The organism is Roseovarius tolerans (genome assembly GCF_028885395.1).
GTDB classification, from domain to species: Bacteria; Pseudomonadota; Alphaproteobacteria; order Rhodobacterales; family Rhodobacteraceae; genus Roseovarius; species Roseovarius tolerans.
Genome location: NZ_CP118494.1, coordinates 322,944 through 340,628, shown reverse-complemented (window position 1 = coordinate 340,628; position 17,685 = coordinate 322,944). Strand labels below are relative to the sequence as shown.

The 17,685-nt window shown below is 64.9% G+C and carries 19 protein-coding genes; 7 read left to right on the top strand and 12 right to left on the bottom strand.

Going from position 1 to position 17,685, the window contains the following annotated elements:
• Window positions 1-72: 72 nt before the first annotated feature.
• On the top strand, window positions 73-1,134 hold the full coding sequence (mutY, locus tag PVU19_RS01580) for an A/G-specific adenine glycosylase (protein WP_050663988.1): 1,062 nt from the start codon (window positions 73-75) through the stop codon (window positions 1,132-1,134).
• 33 nt (window positions 1,135-1,167) lie between these two features.
• Window positions 1,168-2,307, top strand: a complete 1,140-nt coding sequence (locus PVU19_RS01575; protein ID WP_050663989.1) for an alkane 1-monooxygenase — start codon at window positions 1,168-1,170, stop codon at window positions 2,305-2,307.
• A 96-nt stretch (window positions 2,308-2,403) separates the two neighbouring features.
• Here PVU19_RS01575 and PVU19_RS01570 read toward each other — a convergent pair whose 3' ends face one another.
• The 7 genes from PVU19_RS01570 to PVU19_RS01540 form a co-directional block, all read right to left on the bottom strand.
• On the bottom strand, window positions 2,404-3,072 hold the full coding sequence (locus PVU19_RS01570; protein WP_050663990.1) for a cupin domain-containing protein: 669 nt from the start codon (window positions 3,070-3,072) through the stop codon (window positions 2,404-2,406).
• Between the two features lie 42 nt (window positions 3,073-3,114).
• Window positions 3,115-4,155 (bottom strand): fatty acid desaturase, encoded by a 1,041-nt coding sequence (locus PVU19_RS01565; protein ID WP_050663991.1) that lies wholly within the window; start codon window positions 4,153-4,155, stop codon window positions 3,115-3,117.
• Between the two features lie 183 nt (window positions 4,156-4,338).
• Entirely contained in the window at window positions 4,339-5,190 is an 852-nt protein-coding gene (locus tag PVU19_RS01560; protein ID WP_050663992.1) for a cytochrome c1, read from the bottom strand.
• Between the two features lie 10 nt (window positions 5,191-5,200).
• Entirely contained in the window at window positions 5,201-6,523 is a 1,323-nt protein-coding gene (petB, locus tag PVU19_RS01555; RefSeq protein ID WP_050663993.1) for a cytochrome b, read from the bottom strand.
• 12 nt (window positions 6,524-6,535) lie between these two features.
• Window positions 6,536-7,096 (bottom strand): ubiquinol-cytochrome c reductase iron-sulfur subunit, encoded by a 561-nt coding sequence (gene petA / locus PVU19_RS01550; protein WP_050663994.1) that lies wholly within the window; start codon window positions 7,094-7,096, stop codon window positions 6,536-6,538.
• Window positions 7,097-7,275: 179 nt separating this feature from the next.
• On the bottom strand, window positions 7,276-7,884 hold the full coding sequence (locus PVU19_RS01545; protein ID WP_050663995.1) for a glutathione S-transferase: 609 nt from the start codon (window positions 7,882-7,884) through the stop codon (window positions 7,276-7,278).
• Between the two features lie 124 nt (window positions 7,885-8,008).
• Complete coding sequence (locus tag PVU19_RS01540; protein ID WP_274789868.1) at window positions 8,009-9,121, bottom strand: S-(hydroxymethyl)glutathione dehydrogenase/class III alcohol dehydrogenase; 1,113 nt, start codon at window positions 9,119-9,121, stop codon at window positions 8,009-8,011.
• Between the two features lie 135 nt (window positions 9,122-9,256).
• Between PVU19_RS01540 and PVU19_RS01535 the strand changes: the two genes are divergently transcribed.
• The 5 genes from PVU19_RS01535 (at window position 9,257) to PVU19_RS01515 (ending at window position 12,843) form a co-directional block, all read left to right on the top strand.
• Window positions 9,257-9,529, top strand: coding sequence for an I78 family peptidase inhibitor (locus tag PVU19_RS01535; protein ID WP_082237955.1), 273 nt, complete (start codon window positions 9,257-9,259; stop codon window positions 9,527-9,529).
• 81 nt (window positions 9,530-9,610) lie between these two features.
• Window positions 9,611-11,242 carry a Y-family DNA polymerase gene (locus PVU19_RS01530; RefSeq protein WP_050664221.1) on the top strand — a complete coding sequence of 544 codons (1,632 nt, stop codon included), beginning with the start codon at window positions 9,611-9,613 and terminating at the stop codon, window positions 11,240-11,242.
• Between the two features lie 72 nt (window positions 11,243-11,314).
• The gene (locus tag PVU19_RS01525) at window positions 11,315-12,007 is read left to right on the top strand and encodes an ArsR/SmtB family transcription factor (protein ID WP_050664222.1); all 693 of its coding nucleotides are present in this window, start codon (window positions 11,315-11,317) and stop codon (window positions 12,005-12,007) included.
• The gene (locus PVU19_RS01520) at window positions 12,000-12,428 is read left to right on the top strand and encodes a YqfO family protein (RefSeq protein WP_050664220.1); all 429 of its coding nucleotides are present in this window, start codon (window positions 12,000-12,002) and stop codon (window positions 12,426-12,428) included. The genes PVU19_RS01525 and PVU19_RS01520 overlap by 8 nt, the downstream gene beginning before the upstream one ends.
• Before the next feature lie 70 nt (window positions 12,429-12,498).
• Window positions 12,499-12,843 (top strand): DUF2794 domain-containing protein, encoded by a 345-nt coding sequence (locus PVU19_RS01515; protein ID WP_050664219.1) that lies wholly within the window; start codon window positions 12,499-12,501, stop codon window positions 12,841-12,843.
• A 20-nt stretch (window positions 12,844-12,863) separates the two neighbouring features.
• Here the strand turns inward: PVU19_RS01515 and PVU19_RS01510 are convergent, their stop codons facing one another.
• The 5 genes from PVU19_RS01510 to PVU19_RS01490 form a co-directional block, all read right to left on the bottom strand.
• Window positions 12,864-13,451: a GNAT family N-acetyltransferase gene (locus tag PVU19_RS01510; RefSeq protein ID WP_050664218.1), complete on the bottom strand. Its 588-nt coding sequence runs from the start codon at window positions 13,449-13,451 to the stop codon at window positions 12,864-12,866.
• Window positions 13,451-14,713: a M16 family metallopeptidase gene (locus PVU19_RS01505; protein WP_050664217.1), complete on the bottom strand. Its 1,263-nt coding sequence runs from the start codon at window positions 14,711-14,713 to the stop codon at window positions 13,451-13,453. Before PVU19_RS01505 ends, PVU19_RS01510 begins: the two co-directional genes overlap by 1 nt.
• Complete coding sequence (thrC, locus tag PVU19_RS01500) at window positions 14,710-16,098, bottom strand: threonine synthase (protein WP_050664216.1); 1,389 nt, start codon at window positions 16,096-16,098, stop codon at window positions 14,710-14,712. Before thrC ends, PVU19_RS01505 begins: the two co-directional genes overlap by 4 nt.
• Window positions 16,095-16,778 carry an SURF1 family protein gene (locus PVU19_RS01495; protein WP_050664215.1) on the bottom strand — a complete coding sequence of 228 codons (684 nt, stop codon included), beginning with the start codon at window positions 16,776-16,778 and terminating at the stop codon, window positions 16,095-16,097. The genes thrC and PVU19_RS01495 overlap by 4 nt, the downstream gene beginning before the upstream one ends.
• A gap of 91 nt (window positions 16,779-16,869) precedes the next feature.
• Window positions 16,870-17,670: a cytochrome c oxidase subunit 3 gene (locus tag PVU19_RS01490; RefSeq protein ID WP_050664214.1), complete on the bottom strand. Its 801-nt coding sequence runs from the start codon at window positions 17,668-17,670 to the stop codon at window positions 16,870-16,872.
• Window positions 17,671-17,685: the final 15 nt, after the last annotated feature.

Sequence of the window (17,685 nt, the reverse complement as noted above, 5' to 3'; positions counted from 1 at the left end):
CCTCCTCATTGGCGCTAATCTATGCCATGTGGGCCCGGATGCCAGACCTGATTGAGAGATGGGTAATAAACTATGCGTTATGCCGCCGATCCGCATGACCTGCTGCGCTGGTATGACGCCCATGCCCGCGCCCTGCCATGGCGCGTCTCGCCCGCCGACCGGGCGGCAGGTGTGCATCCCGACCCCTATCGCGTCTGGCTCAGCGAGGTCATGCTGCAACAGACCACGGTTGCCGCCGTGAAGGCGTATTTCGAGCGGTTCACCACGCTCTGGCCCACCGTGGGTGATCTGGCGGCGGCCCCGGATGCGCAGGTGATGGGCGAATGGGCCGGGCTTGGATATTACGCGCGTGCGCGCAACCTGCTGAAATGCGCGCGCGTGGTGGCAGAGGACCACGGCGGCACCTTCCCCGACACGCACGCCGGGCTGATGGCCTTGCCGGGCATCGGCCCCTACACGGCGGCGGCCATCGCCGCCATCGCCTTTGACCGGCCCGAAGTCGTGGTCGATGGCAATGTCGAGCGGGTGATGGCCCGGCTGCACGACATCCACACCCCCCTGCCCAAGGCCAAGCCCGAGTTGACCGAGGCAGCAGCGCACCTGACGCCCGAGACCCGCCCCGGAGATTACGCGCAGGCGGTGATGGATCTCGGTGCAACGATCTGCACGCCGAAATCGCCCGCCTGCGGCATCTGCCCGTGGATGGCGCCCTGCGCCGCGCGCCGCGCGGGCACGGCGGCGGACCTGCCCCGCAAGACCCCTAAAAAGCCCAAGCCGACCCGGCTGGGCTACGCCTATGTCGCCCGCCGCAGCGATGGCGCCTGGCTGCTGGAGGAGCGTCCCGACAGCGGTCTCCTGGGCGGCATGCTGGGCTGGCCCGGCAGCGACTGGAACAACGCGCCGGACCCCGCACCGCCCCTGAGCGCCGATTGGCACATGATCGACGCCGAGGCGCGGCACACCTTCACCCATTTTCACCTGCGACTGAGGATTCTCGTGGCCGAGGTCCCGAACGACACCCCGCCCGAGCGCGGCGCATTCCACCCGCATCACAGCTTTCGCCCCGCGCATCTGCCCACCGTGATGCGCAAGGTATTCGATCTTGCGCAGGGCGCGCTTGCGGATACAATCTGAACCAATCGGTCTAGCCGAACAGAGGAGTGTGTGATGATCCCCGCCCCGCAGGTCGCCAGGCTCAGCCGGGCCATGCCGTTCTGGATGTCGCTGCTGCTCATACCTGTCGCCATCCTCGGCGCGCTTCACGGCGGCTGGACGGTGGTCCTGTTGCCGGTCATGACGTGGTATTTCTTTTCCATCCTCGACGCGTTTCTGGGCCTCTACACTGAGAACGCCGATCTCGAAACGCCTGAGGATCAACTGACCTGGTACAAGGCGATCACGCTCATTTGGGCCCCGCTGCAATTCGCCCTGCTCTTCTGGATGATCTGGTACGTGACCGGGCCCGGTGACGCGCATCTGTCAGCGCTGGAAACCATCGTGCTGTTTTTCGGCATCGGCGTGATCACCGGCACCGTCGGGATCAATTACAGCCACGAACTGATGCACCAAAAAGACCGGGGCGAGCGATTTCTGGGCGATCTCCTGTTGGCCATGGTGCTCTATTCACATTTCCGCTCGGAACATCTGCAGGTGCATCACCGCCATGTCGGCACCCCGCGCGACCCGGTGACGGCGCGCTATAATGAGGGCTTCCACCGCTTCTTTCCGCGCGTGCTCCGGGGCAGCTTACTCTCCGCCTTCCGCGCCGAGCGCGACATGCTCGCGCGCAAGGGACAGCCCTGGCACAATTCGAGAAACCCGTTCTTCCGCTATTGGGCCTTGCAGGGGGTCATGGCCTTGCTGGCGGTTCTGATCGGCGGCTGGATCGGGCTTGCGCTCTTTGTCTGGCAGGCCTTCGTCGCCATCTGGCAGCTGGAACTGGTCAACTACATCGAGCATTACGGCCTGACCCGCAAACACTTGGGCAATGGCAAGTACGAGCATGTGCAACCCCGCCATAGCTGGAACGCCGCGCACAAGGCGTCGAACTGGCTGCTGATCAACCTGCAACGCCATTCCGACCACCACTACAAACCCGACCGCCGGTTTCCTCTTTTGCAGAATTATACCGAGGCGGACGCCCCGCAACTGCCCTACGGCTATCCGCTGATGACCATGGCGGCGATGGTGCCGCCCGTCTGGCGGCGGGTGATGAACCCGCGCGTGCGCCGCTGGCGGCAGATGTATTACCCCGAGATCACCGACTGGCGGCCCTATAACCGGGCGCAGAACCCGGTGCCGCGCTAGGCAGCGTGACGCCGTCGCGCGTCAGGACCAAGGCAAGAAAGTTTAAAACTTTCTTGATCGGAATTTTTTTAAAAATTCCGCCGCAGCCCAGCCCCGTCAGGCCGCCACCTGATCCAGCAAATGCCCCGTCTTCACGTAAATCAGACAGCCCTCATCAGAGAACGGCGTATGCTCGGACAGATGCGGGCTGCGCAGCCACGTCCCGGCGGGATAGTCGCCATGCTCATCCTGAAACGTCCCCTCCAGCACGAAAATCTCTTCCCCACCCCAATGGCGATGCGCGTTGAACCGCGTGCCGGGGGCCCAACGCACCAGCGCCACGGTCTCGTTCACCGCCGCATGCAGCGGCAGCACGCTCAGCCCCTCGACCTGCCCGGGCCGAAACGCGGCCTCGTTCGTGTCGATATGGAACTGTTCGGTATCCGACGGGTCGAACTGATGCAGCTTCACCAGGATGGTGCAACCCTCGCGCGTGTGCGGCTTGTGGCGGGTGCCGATGGGATTGCGCACATAGGTGCCCGCCGGATAGTCCCCCGATTCGTCCGAGAACACCCCGTCGAGCACGAGATATTCCTCACCCCCGCCATGGGTGTGCGCATCGAACCAAGAATCAGGCGCAAACCGCACGATGGTCGTGGCACGCGCCACCTCGTCGCCAATCCGGTCGAGCATCATGCGCTCGACCCCGCCGGCCGGCGATTGGACCCAGTCATAATCCTCGGGCCGGATCACGACCCGCTGTGAGAAATCTGCATTCAGGCGCATGTCAGTCCTCCTGAACCGGAAATAAGCGCCAGCCCCGCGAATTCAAGCAGCGTCCATCGCCGCCCGTGCCTCGGCGAAGGACAACAGCCGCCGGGCCTTTTCATCCCACAGATGCAGCCGCGCATTCGCAAGGCTCTCGCGGATGGTCATCCGGTTGATCTGCGCGAGGTGGACGTGATCGCGCAGCACCTCGGGCAGGCGGTAGAACGGGATCCGGCTGTTGACGTGATGGACATGGTGAATGCCGATATTGGCACTCAGCCATTGCATCCAGCCGGGCATCACGTAATGCGAACTGCCCTCAAGTGCCGCATCGTGCAATTGCCAGTTTTCCTCGGCCTCCCAATGGGTGGTCTCGAACTGGTGCTGCACGTAGAACAGCCACATCCCAGCCGTCGCCGCCAGCACGGTGGAGGGCAGGAAGATCAGCAGTATCGGCATCACCCCTCCGAACCAGCCCACCAGCGCCAGCACCACCAGAAGCACGGCATTGGTGGCCATCGCGCTGACCCAATAGCGCGCGCGGCCCATGAAGCCGAGCGGCAGCCGGTTCTCCAGCAGGAAGATATAGCCCGGCCCCAACCCGAACAGCACCACCGGGTTGCGGTAGAGCCGGTATTTCAGCCGCTGGAACGGCGTGAGGGCTGCATATTCCGCCACCGTCAGGGTCTGAATATCGCCGATCCCGCGCCGCCCCAGATTGCCCGAGGAACTGTGATGGATCGAATGCGAATGCCGCCAGACGTCATAGGGCGTCAGCGTCACCACACCCAGCGCACGCCCCAACCAGTCGTTGAGCGTCCGGCTCCTGAAGAATGCCCCGTGACCGCAATCATGCTGGATCGCGAAGAGGCGCAACAGGAACGGTGCCGCGCAGATCGCCAGCACAAGGGTCAGCGCATAGCTGACCGACAGCGCCCACCAGGCCAGCCCCCACAAGGCCAGGAACGGCCCAAGGGTGACGGCCAGCTCGAAGGCGGCGCGCGGCGAACTCGGCTCACGGTATTTCGCGAGGAGCTGCGCCCACTCCCTGCCAGCCCGAATTTCGGGCTGCGGCAGGACGGGATTGGAATGATCGGGCATGTGCCTGCTTTTTTTGTCTCGATGGCGAACTGAATAGAGGATTGGCGGGCGTTTGCAAACGCTGCGTTGATCCCAGCCCTGCGCTATTTGACCACGCCGGGACATTTTCGCCGCTCCCACCATGCAAAAGCCCCGCAGGGCAGACCTGCGGGGCTTTGAATCCTGCCTTGGGGGCCAGACCGGTCAGCTGGTCTTCTTGCCCTTGATCGGCGCCCAGATCCGCTTGTTGGTGAGATAGAGCAGCACCGACAGAACGGTCAGGAAGATCACCCCGGACAGACCCGCATGCTTGCGCGCCATCATCTTGGGCTCCGCCGTCCACATCAGGAACGCCGCCACATCCTCGGACTGTTGCTCCAGCGTCGCCTCGGTGCCGTCGTCATACTCGACATCGTCACCCCAGAGCGGCTGCGCCATCGAAATCCAGCTGCCGGGCACGGTCGGGTGACCATGCTCGTCCTTGCACTCGTCCGGATAGCCACCGGCGGTGAAGGCGGCGTTATAGCTGCCTTCGAAATCCTCCGGCGCACATTCCGGCGGCTCTTCATAGCCAACCATCAGCGAGTAGATATATTCCGCCCCGCCCATGCCCTTGAAGAGCTGCGCCAGACCGGTGCCGTAAGGCCCGTGGAACCCGGCCCGCTTTTTCGCCATCAGCGACAGGTCAGGCGCGTTTTCCAGCTGCGACATCGGGAAATGATCCACCGGCTTGGCCGCCCGGAAATCGTCGATCTCCTCGTCATAGACCTCGAACTGCCCGGCATAGGCGCGCATCTGATCGTCGGGCAGGTGCGGCCCGCCCTCATCCGAGAGCGTGCGCAGCGGCACGTATTGCAGCCCATGGCAGGCCGAACAGACCTGCGTATAGACCTTGAGGCCCCGCTGAAGCTGGTTCTGGTCGAACTTGCCGAACGGCCCCTCGAAGGAAAAGTCGACATCCTCGATATGCGCTTCTCCCCCGGCGGCCAACGCGCCACCGGCTGAAAGGGACAGCGCCACGAGGGCCGCAATGCCTGTTTTCTTGAACATTGTCATCCGTCCTTTCTTATTCGGCAGGCGTTTCGGCCTTGCCATAATGCGCATCGAAGTCCTCTTCGATGGTGGCAGGCGCGGCCTCGGGTTTCTCGATCACGCCCAGCAGCGGCAGGATCACCAGGAAGTAGGCGAACCAATAGGCAGACGCGATCAGCGATATCGTCGAATAGGGCGGTTCTGCCGGCATCGCGCCGACCCACATCAGGACCACGAAATCGATGCAGAGCAGCCAGAACCACCACTTGAACATCGGACGGTAACGGCCCGAGCGCACCGAAGAGGTATCAAGCCACGGCGCCAGCGCCATCACCGCGATCGCGCCGAACATCGCCAGCACGCCGAAGAACTTGGCGTCGATGATCCCGCCGGTGATCCAGCTTGCGAACATCACCACCCACACGTCCGAGGTAAAGGCGCGCAGGATCGCGTAGAACGGCAGGAAGTACCATTCCGGCACGATGTGCGCGGGCGTCACCAGTGCATCGGCCTCGATGTAGTTGTCGGGGTGCCCGAGGTAGTTGGGCATGAAGCCGACGATCGCGAAGAAGACGACCATGATCACGCCAAGCGCAAACAGGTCCTTGATCACGAAATAGGGCCAGAACGGCACGGTGTCCTTCTCGGCCTCGGCCTTCGACGTGCGGCGCACATCAACCCCGGTGGGGTTGTTGTTGCCGGTGGTGTGGAAGGCCCAGATATGCAGCGCCACCAGCGCCGCGATCACGAAGGGCAGCAGGTAGTGCAGCGAGAAGAAACGGTTGAGCGTGGCATTGTCCACCGCCGGTCCACCCAGAAGCCATGTCTGGATCGCATCGCCGATGAACGGGATCGCGCCGAACAGGCCGGTGATCACCGTGGCCCCCCAGAACGACATCTGCCCCCAGGGCAGAACATAGCCCATGAACGCCGTGCCCATCATGGCGAGATAGATCAGCATGCCGATGATCCACGTGACTTCGCGCGGGGCCTTGTACGACCCGTAATAGAGACCGCGGAAGATATGCAGATAGACGGCGACAAAGAACAATGAGGCACCGTTCATGTGCAGGTAGCGGATGAAATGCCCGCCATTAACGTTGCGCATGATATGCTCGACCGAGGCGAAGGCCATGTCGACATGCGGCGTGTAATGCATCGCGAGGATGATCCCGGTGACGATCTGCAACACGAGGCAGAAGGTCAGGACGATCCCCCAGATCCACATCCAGTTGAGGTTCTTGGGGGTCGGGATCATGATGGTGTCATAGAGCAGCCCGACGATGGGCAGGCGCGAGTGAAGCCACTTTTCGCCGCCGGTCTTGGGCTCGTAATGATCGTGTGGAATTCCGGACATATGCGCGTTTCCTTATCCCAGTTGGATCGTCGTATCGTCGACGAATTCGGCCACGGGAATCCAGAGGTTCTCGGGCGCGGGGCCTTTGCGGATGCGTCCCGCCGTGTCGTAGTGAGAGCCGTGGCAAGGGCAGAACCAGCCGCCGAAGTCACCGGCACCGTCCCCGATAGGCACGCAGCCCAGGTGGGTGCAGACGCCGATCATCACCAGCCATTCGCCCGCCTCGTCCAGCGTGCGGTTCTGGTCGGCAGCGTCCAGCGACATGTCGTTGCGGTTCTGCGCGTTCTGGTCGGGCAGGGCCGACAGTTCGACCTCGCGCGCAGCCTCGATCTCTTTTTCGGTGCGGCGACGGATGAAGACCGGCTTGCCGAGGAACTTGACGCTGATCTGCGAGCCCGGATTGACCCCGGCCACATCGACGCGGATCGAGGACAGCGCCTGCACATCCGCCGACGGGTTCATCTGATTGACCAGCGGCCAGACGGCCGCCCCTGCGGTGACGGCACCTGCGCCTGCGGTGGCGTAGTAGAGGAAATCCCTCCGGGTGCCTTCGTGATCTTCTGCGTGGGACACGAGGTTTACTCCATTATATCAGAGCCGCTTGCGGCCTCATACGGTGTTCGGGCCACAGGATTCCCGCGACCACTCTGCCCGGCTATTTAGCGGGGGTTTGCACACCCGTCCAGCCTCCATTGCCCCAAGATGCGGTCAGAGCGCGCATCTGTCGCGCTTGTTTTCCCGCCAGATTGCGCTCACGCGGCCTCCGGCGCGGTCAGCGCCATGCTCTCACGGGCAGAAAACCCGGCATACCATGTCTCCAGCGCCGGTCGCCCCGCGCGCCAGCCCCGCGCCTCATGGCGGAAATCGAGATAACCCAGCGCGCAGCCCATCGCGATATGGCTCATGTCCAAAGGCCCGGCCAGATGGCTCATCCAGCGCGCCTTGACCGCGTCGAGCGCCCGGGCGGCCTTGGCCCATTGCGCCTCGACCCAAGGGGCATATTGCATCTCTTCGGGGCGAAACCGCGCCTCGTAGGTCATGGCCAGCGCGGCCTCCATGATGCCCTCGGCGGTGGCCTCCAGCGTCAGCACCTCCCACAGCCGCGCCTGCGGATAAAGCCCGCCCCCCGCCAGATCATCGAGATAGCGGGTGATCACCCGGCTGTCATAGAGCGTGGCCCCGCCCTCGCGAACCAGCGCCGGGATCTTGCCCAGCGGATTGGCCGAGGCGGCGTTCGGGTCGGTCTCCAGCGGCGTGGTGGCGAGGTTCACCACCGTGACCTGATCGGCCAGCCCGGTCTCAAGCAGCAGGACGCGCACCTTGCGCACGAACGGAGAAAGCGGAGAGGCGATGAGTTGCATGGCTCGGGTCCTGTGAATGGGGGCACAGGCCGGACGCTAGGGGGCGGCAACCTGAGTGTAAAGCGGGATCGGCCTCACGACAGGCATCCCGGGGGCCGCGCGCGCGGTCCCCTCCGGCGTCACCTCAAAACTCCACCACGGCGCGGATCGACTCGCCCTTGTGCATCAGCTCGAACCCCTCGTTGATCTGATCGAGGCTCAGCTTGTGGGTGATCATCGGGTCGATCTCGATCTTGCCCTGCATGTACCAATCGACAATCTTCGGCACATCGGTGCGCCCGCGCGCGCCGCCGAACGCCGTGCCGCGCCAGCTGCGCCCGGTCACCAATTGGAACGGCCGGGTGGAGATTTCCGCCCCCGCCGGCGCCACGCCGATGATGATGCTCTCGCCCCAGCCCTTATGCGCCGATTCGAGCGCGGCGCGCATCACGCCGACATTGCCCGTGGCATCAAACGTGTAATCCGCACCACCCCCGGTCAATTCCACCAGATGCGCCACCAGATCACCCTCGACCTCCTTGGGATTGACGAAATCGGTCATCCCGAAATGCGTCGCCATCTCGACCTTGCCGGGGTTGAGATCGACGCCGACGATCTGATCCGCACCCGCCAGCCGCAGCCCCTGAATGACGTTCAATCCGATGCCGCCCAGCCCGAACACGATCGCGGTCGAGCCCAGCTCCACCTTGGCGGTGTTGATCACCGCGCCGATGCCGGTGGTCACACCACAGCCGATATAGCAGATCTTGTCGAAGGGCGCGTCCTTGCGCACCTTGGCAAGCGCAATCTCCGGCACAACCGTGTGATTGGCGAAGGTCGAGCAGCCCATGTAATGATGGATCGGCGTGCCATCGAGCATCCGGAACCGCGTCGTGCCATCCGGCAACAGGCCCTGGCCTTGGGTCGAGCGGATCGCCTGACAGAGGTTGGTCTTGGGATGCAGGCAATAGTCGCATTCGCGGCATTCTGGCGTATAGAGCGGGATCACGTGATCGCCCACCTCGAGGCTCGTCACCCCCTCGCCGACCTCAATGACGACACCGGCGCCCTCATGGCCGAGAATGGCCGGGAAAATCCCCTCCGGGTCATCGCCCGAGCGGGTGAACTCGTCGGTATGACACAGCCCCGTCGCCTTGATCTCCACCAGAACCTCACCCGCCCTCGGGCCGTCCAGCTCAACCTCCATGATCTCCAACGGTTTCCCGGCCTCAACGGCCACGGCAGCACGTGTGCGCATGATCTGTCCTCTCGTTTGATTTTTCCTGATTTTGGGCGAAATGCCGCAAGGTTTCAACACAATGTGCGACACCTGCTTGCGCGCCGCCGACGAATGCCATTGTCTCGGACAGAGGCCAGATCGGAGGGGCTGGATATGCGTCATGGTGTTGTCTTTATGGTCGCAGCGATCGCGCTCGCCGCCTGCAAAACCGCCGAGTCCCCACCGCCCGACAGGGCCGAAAGCTGCGGCGCAGAGGCGCTTCAGCACCTCGTCGGCCAGCCGCAAGCCGCGCTAGAGGACGAGACGATCAGCGCACCCACCCGCATTCTGCCGCCCGGTGCGATGAGGACAATGGACCACCGCCCCGACCGCCTGAACGTGGATCTCGACGACACCGGCACGATCCAGCGCCTTTGGTGCGGCTGACATCTGGGCATGAGTCGGAGCAGGACTCGACTCTGCACAACGGCAGCCCTAATTTAGAACAAATCATGAACAAGTGCTGCCATGCCTGCCCGCCGCATTCTCTCTGTCTGGTTTCCCCGGCTCGGGGCCGAACGTCTCCTGCGCCGCCGGGGCGATGCAGGTGCGCGGCCCTTTGCCGTGGTCGCCGATGACGGCCAGCGGCAGGTGCTCTCCTCCCTCTCCCCCGAAGCCGAGGCGGCGGGGCTCACCCAAGGTCAGCCCCTGCGCGAGGCGCTGGCCCTCTGCCCCGATCTGGCGACCCAAACCCAGCACCGCGCCGCCGAGGCCGCCTTCCTGCGCGCGCTCGCCCGTTGGGCCGATCGCTTCTCACCGCTCGTGGGCGTGGACGGCACCGACGGGCTGCGCCTTGATATCACCGGTTGCGCCCATCTCTTCGGCGGCGAGGCGGCATTGTTGGGCAGCCTCACAGACGAGGCCACGGCCCTCGGCCTGACCACCCGCTGCGGGCTCGCCGACACGCTCGGCGCGGCCTGGGCACTGGCGCGCTTTGCCGGGCAGGGCACCGCACCGGGCCGCTCCGGCGACGCCATCCAGCAAGAGGCCCGCGCCACCCGTTCCCGCGCCGCCAAGCGACCGCATTGGGCCCGCGCCCGGCCCCAATCAACCGGCACCGCGCAGATCGCCCCGCCGGGACAAATGCACGCCGCCCTCGCTCCCCTGCCCATCGCGGCCCTGCGCCTGCCCGAGACGACGCTGCACGATCTCGGCCGCCTCGGGCTGCGCCGGATCGGCGATCTCATCGGCCAGCCTCGCGCCGGGCTGGGGCGGCGCTTCGGCCCGCATCTCATGCAGCGGCTCGATCAGGCCCTCGGGCTGGTGCCCGAACCGCTCTCGCCCGCCGCCCCGCCACCGCATTTCGCCACCCGGCTGAGCCTCCCCGACCCGATCGGCCTGACCGAGGATATCCGCGCCGGGCTCGCGCGGCTCACCGACCGGCTCTGCACCCGGCTGCGCGAGCAGGGGCAGGGCGCGCGCCACCTGCGATTCGAGGCGTTCCGCAGCGATGGCAGCCTGCAGGTGCTCGAACTGCGCCTCGCCCGCCCCAGTCACGCCCCCGAGACGATCCTGCCGCTGATGGAGGGCCAGCTTGACCGGCTCGACGCGGGCTTCGGCATCGACGTGATGCGGCTCGAGGCGCGGGTGACCGAACCCACAGCCCCCCGCCAGCTGCGCAGCCCCGAGCATGACCCAGAGGCCGGGCACAGCGCGCAGGCCGCACTCGATGATCTCATCACCCGGCTGGGCGGGCGCATCGGACTCGATGCGATCACCCGCCGCCACCCCGCCGAGAGCCGCATCCCCGAGAAAACCGCCACCACCCTCGCCGCCGCCTGGTCCGACCCCGCCACCGGCCCCTGGCCCGCGCCCGAACATCCCCGTCCGCTGCTGATCTGGCGGCCCGAACCCCTGCGCGTGCTGGAACCCGCCCGCCCCTGCGCCGCCTTCCACTGGCGCGGGCGCGAACATCGCGTCACCGCCGCCATCGGCCCCGAACGCATCGCCCCCGAATGGTGGTTCGACGATCCCGATTGGCGCAGCGGGCTGCGCGATTACTGGCAGGTCGTCACCACCCGCGGCGAGCGGCTCTGGCTCTTTCAGGCGCATGGCGGACAGGTCTCAGGCGGCTGGTTCTGCCAGGGGCGGTTTGCGTGAGGCGCGAACGCTCAGGCAATGGACGAACCGTTGGCGCTGGACCTTGCCCGCACTCCGGCGCAGGCTGACAGCATGATAACACCCAGACTGGATATCACCGGCCATGCCCTTGCCAATGCAAGCCGCGCGCGGATGCTTTGCGCGATGATGGACGGGCGGGCATGGACCAACAAGGAACTGGCCGCCGATGCAGGCGTCACCCCGCAAACCGCAAGTGCTCATCTGCACCATCTCGAAGAGGCGGGGCTGATCACGCAGCGCCGCAGCGGGCGCTGCCTTTATCACCGGATCGCAGGGCCGGACGTGGCCGCGATGCTGGAGCATGTCGCCCGCCTGACACCCCTCGACCATCTGATCCGTGCGCAGCGCGCCAGGGCGGCGGGTCTCGCCCCGCTGCGGCGGTGTTACAACCATCTCGCCGGCGCCATTGCCGTGGCGCTCTGCGACGCGTTGATCATGAAGGGAGCGCTCCAGCGCGTCGATGAGGGGCTGATCGCCCAGCGCTCGCCACTCTGGGCGAGGCTCGGCGTCGTTGTGCCAGAAGGCGCATCGCCCCGCCCATCCCTCGCGCGGCCCTGTCTCGACTGGTCCGAGCGGCGCGATCATATCGGGGGCGCGCTTGGGCAGGCGATCCTGGAACACGCCCTGGCAGAGGACTGGATACAACCCGCAGGCTCCCGGCGCGGCCTGCGCCTGACCGCACATGGACGCAACACGCTTACGACCGTGATCGGCTGCGACCCGGACGGGCTGAGCCATGCCTGAACGCTACCAAATAGAGACCGGCCTACGTATCCTAGTGCAATGTCCTGCCGAAGCGCTACCGCGCGTTCAGGCGGCGGTGCTGGCCTGCGATCCGCTGGCACATGGCGACTACGACCGCGTGTCCTTTAGCAGCGCCGCTGGCGTGCAAAGCTTTCGCGCGCTCGGCGGTGGCCGGAATCGCGCCACGACAGACACGGTCACGGTGGATTGCCTTGAATGGCAAATCTTCACCACGGCACAAGACGCGGCGCTCGACGCTCTGCTTTGCGCGATCTACGACACCCACCCCTATGAAGAGCCGGTGATCCACCTGATCCCGGCACAGCGCTGCCGCCACCGTCGTGGCATGGACGAGGACAACCCAAACCGCTTCTGGAACCGTGAAACCGCCGATTGGGTGCCGCCCCAGCATCGCGGGTGATTCGGCTGCACCCGGACGCCTAACTTGATTTTTCCTTGATTTTCGAACCGGTGCGGGCGAGACTTTCTCTATGAACGCGCAACCGCCAATCCCTATGATGTCTTACCGGGGACCCGAACAGGTGGCATTCCAGCGCGACGAGTTGGGCGTGATCCTGTCGCTCTACGGGCGCATGGTGGCGGCGGGGGAATGGCGCGATTACGGCATTTCCTGCCTGCGCGAGGTGGCGGTCTTCTCGATCTTCCGCCGCACCGCCGAACAGCCGCTCTACCGGGTCGAGAAACGCCCCAAGCTGCGCGACAAGCAAGGGCAATACAGCGTCATCGGCATGGATGGCCGGATCCTTAAACGCGGCCACGACCTGCGCACCGTGCTGCGCGTGCTCGAACGCAAGCTTATCCGCGCGGTCGACTGAGGCTCAGGCCCGCCAACCCCCTATCCCACATCCGTCCGCCCGCGCCGGTCCGGGCGCAGCGCGGCATAAAGAACATGGGTCCGCCAGCGCCCGTTAATCTGCAGATAGCTTTGCGCGACCCCCTCATATTTGAAGCCGCATTTCTCCAGCAACCCGCGCGAGGCGTGGTTCTCCGGCAGGCAGGCCGCCTCGATCCGGCTCAGGTCCAGCCGGTCAAAGGCGTAATGCACCACCCCCGCAATCGCCTCGCCCATGTAACCCTGCCGCGCATGCGGCTGCCCGATCCAATAGCCCAGCGTGCCCGCCTGCGCCGGGCCGCGCCGGATATGATCCAGCGTGATCGCCCCCAGAAGGGTCTGATCGTCGCGCCGGGTCAGGAACAGCGGCAACGCCGACCCATTGGTGATCGACCGCTGCGCCCAGAACACCCGGTTGGAAAACCCCTTGCGCGCCAGATGATCGGCGGCCCATGCCGGCTCCCACGGCATCAGGAAATCGGCGCTCTGCGCGCGCAGGCCGCTCCAGTCCCGGAAATCGCTCATCGCCGGTTGCCGCAGGGTCAGACGCTCGGTCTCGATCCTGAGCTTCCGGCGTGGCAAGAGCAACATCAGGCCGCGCGCCTCGCATTGAGGCTGTCGAGCGTCGGCGATTTCGACACCGGACCGTAAAGCGCCAGCGCCGTGGGCGCGCGCGTCACCGTGTGCTCGGCCAGACGCCGCACATCCGCCAGCGTCACCGCGTCGATCCGCTCCACCACTTCCGGCAGGTCGGGCACCCGGCCCCAGATCTGCAACATCCGCGCCAGCCGTTCGGCGCGGTTAGACGGGCTTTCCAGCCCCATCAGCAGCCCCGCCTTCATCTGCGCCCGCGCCCGCTCGACCTCCGCGTCACTCATATCCTCAGCCGCACGCTTCATCTCGTCCACCGTGATCCCCGCCAGATCGCCCATCTGATCCTCGGAGGTGCCCGCATAGATCGTCAGCATGCCGGTATCGGCATAGGCCCCGGCCTGCGCGAAGATCGTATAGCACAGCCCGCGCCGCTCGCGGATTTCCTGAAAGAGCCGCGATGACATCGACCCGCCCAGCGCCGAGGCATAGATCTGCGCGGTATAGATATCGGGATGCCCGTATTCTGGGCTCTCGAACGCCAGCGCGAAATGCGCCTGCTCCAGATCCTTGACATGCCGCGTCTCGCCACCCGCGAACTGCGCCTTGGGCGGCTCGATCGTGTCGCTCGGGATCATGTCGCCATAGGTCGCCTCGGCCATCTTCACCAAGGCGTCATGGTCCACCGCACCCGCCGCCGCCAGCACCATCTGCCCGGGCCGGTAATACTGATCGACGAACCCCTCCAGATCGGGCTTGCCAAAGCCGCGCACCCGCGCCTCGGCGCCCAGAATGGTGCGGCCCAGCGGATGATCGGGATAGGCCTGCTCCTGCAACCAGTCAAAGATGATGTCATCGGGCGTGTCGGCGGCCTGCCCGATCTCCTGCAGGATCACACCGCGCTCCACCTCGATCTCGCGCGGATCGAATACCGGATTGCGCAGGATATCGGCGACCACATCCATCGCCAGCGGCACATCGTCCTTCAGCACGCGGGCATAATAGGCGGTCACCTCGCGGCTCGTATAGGCGTTGATATAGCCGCCCACATCCTCGATTGCCTCGGCGATCTGCAAGGCGCTGCGCCGCTTGGTGCCCTTGAAGGCCATATGCTCCAGAAAATGCGCGATGCCGTTTTGCTCGGCCCGCTCATGGCGCGCGCCCGCCATGACCCAGACACCGATAGCCGCCGATTCCAGTCCGGGCATATACTCGCTGGCAATGCGAAATCCGTTCGGCAGCGTGGTCAGTTCTACACTCAATGCGTGATCCGTTCCTTGATCAATGTTTCGATAGCGCCAAGGTCATTGGCAATGCGCGTCACGCGCTCATCCCGCTCATACAGGTCCGCCATACGCTCGGGCAAGGGGGGGTGAATGCCGCTCGCCTCTTCGACAGCCGCCGGAAACTTGGCCGGATGCGCCGTGGCCAGCGTGATCATCGGCACGTCCGCACTGCGATGGTCCTCGGCCACATGCAGGCCCACCGCGCTATGCGGACAGAGCAACTCGCCGGTGCGATCCCATGTCTGCCGGATCGCGGCGCGCGTCGCATCCTCGTCACAGCGCCCGCTCTCAAACGCCTCGCGCAAAGCCTGCAACGCGCCCTGACTGACGGAGAACCCCCCGGCCCTAAGCTCGTCCATCACCTGCGCCACGGCCCCGCCATCCTGCCCATAGGCATAATAGAGCGCGCGCTCGAAGTTGGAACTCACCTGAATATCCATCGACGGGCTGATCGACGGGATTACCCCGTCGGGCCGATAGTCCCCACTGCTCAGACAGCGATGCAGGATGTCGTTCTGATTGGTCGCCACCACCAGCGTGTCGATGGGCAACCCCATGCGCCGCGCGATATAGCCCGCAAAGATATCCCCGAAATTTCCCGTCGGCACGGTGAACGATACCTTGCGATCGGGCGCGCCAAGGCTCACCGCAGAGGTGAAATAATACACCACCTGCGCCAGCACCCGCGCCCAGTTGATGCTGTTCACCCCGGCCAGCCGCACCCCGTCGCGGAATTCGAAATCGTTGAACATGTCCTTCACGCGCGCCTGCGCATCGTCGAAATGCCCGTCAATCGCCAGCGCATGCACATTGCTCTCACCCGGCGTCGTCATCTGCCGCCTCTGCACCTCGCTGACCCGGCCATGCGGATAAAGGATGAACACATCCACCGCATCAAGCCCCCGAAACGCCTCGATCGCCGCCGACCCGGTATCGCCGGAGGTCGCACCCACAATGCTCACCCGATTGCCCGAGCGTTTGAGCGAGAATTCGAACATCTGCCCGATCAGCTGCATGGCGAAATCCTTGAACGCCAGCGTCGGGCCGTGGAACAGCTCCAACAGGAAATGCCCAGCATCCAGCTGCTTCAACGGCGCCCGCGCCGCGTGACCAAACCCCGCATAGGCCCGCGCGATGATCTCGTGAAATTCGTCATCGGTAAAGGCATCGCCGATGAACGGCCGCATCACCCGGAACGCGGCCTCCTCATAGCTCACCCCGTGCAGCGCGCGGATATCCTCGGCGCTCATCTGCGGAATGCTCTCGGGCAGGTACAGCCCGCCATCGCGCGCCAACCCGGTCAGCATCGCCTCTTCAAAGCTCAAGCTTGGCGCACGGCCCCTCGTCGAGATGTATTTCACCGCTGCTGCCCTTCCCTTGGCTGGCGCATCCGCCAGATGAAAAACCCGGTCATCGCGGCCCATATGGCGGCCAGCGAAAACCACGTGATCGCGTAACTCAGGTGATCGTTCGGAATCCCGCTCGTGTCTACCGGCAGCGGCGTCACGCCCTGTTCCGGCGGCGACGCCTCGCGCGCGATGATCATCAGCGGCTCGGTCTCCAGCACCTCCGCCATCTGCGCGATATCCCGGGCGAACCACATGTTGCCCGGCACATCGTTCTCGGGTGTCGAACTCAGCCGGTCATCAGGCCAGTGCAGGTTGCCGACAACACGCACCGCGCCCTCGGTCTCGGGGATCTCGCCCGCCACCTTGACGAACCCGCGGTCCAGCAGCACCCGCCGCCCCTCGGTCTCGAAGGCCGAAATCACCCGGTATCCCGCGCCGACCTGCTTCTGACTGACCAGCACCCGCAACGCCCGCGCGCCGATCTCACCCGCCGCCTGAACCGGCAGATACCGGTCGGCCTCCGGCTCCACCCCCTCGGGCAGCGGCACCGGCTCGGCGGAAATCCGGCCCTCGATCTCGGCCAGCACACCCTCTTTCCAGGCCAGCCGCTCGACCTGCCACTTGCCCAGCGACACCAGCACCGCCACACCGGCAATGCCAAAGATCAGCGGCACCAGAACACTCTTTCGCATGGGTCCCTCTCAAAAGGAAAATGCGGGAGGGCCAAATCCCCCCGCATCTTCATCTTGCCAAAAATACTCGCGCGCGACGCGCGAAATCCCGTCAGCCGCCCCAGACGTAGACCGCGGCGAACAGGAACAGCCAGACCACATCGACGAAGTGCCAGTACCACGCCGCCGCCTCAAAGCCGACATGCTGCTCGGGCGTGAAATGCCCCTTCATCACCCGGATCAGGCAGACAAACAGAAAGATCGTGCCGATCACCACATGCGCGCCGTGAAAGCCGGTGGCCATAAAGAAGTTGGCGCCGTAGATATTGCCCGAAAAGCCGAACGCCGCATGGCTGTATTCATAGGCCTGGAACACGGTAAAGATCGCGCCCAGCGCAATCGCGATGATCAGGCCCCACTTGATGTCGTTGCGGTTGTCCTCATGCACCAGCGCATGGTGCGCCCAGGTCGCCGCACAGCCCGAGCATAGCAGGATCAGCGTGTTGATCAGCGGCAGGTGCCACGGATCAAACGTCTCGATCCCGGCAGGCGGCCAGATCGCATCGACCATCGGGGAGTTTTCGCCCATCGGGTACATGGCATGCTTGAAAAAGCTCCAGAACCACGCCGCAAAGAACATCACCTCGGACATGATGAACATGATGAAGCCATAGCGCAGGCCGATCCGCACCACCGGGGTGTGATCGCCGGTCTCGCCCTCATGCACGACATCGGCCCACCAGCCGAACATCACGTAGAGCACACCGACCAGACCGGCCAAAAGCATCCAGGGCCCGTGATCGTGGAAAAACAGAACCGCCCCGAAGAGCATGACAAACCCCGCCAGCGAGCCAAGCAGCGGCCAGATGGAGGGGGGCAGAATGTGGTAATCGTGGTTTTTCGCGTGTGCCATCTTGGTTTATCCCTC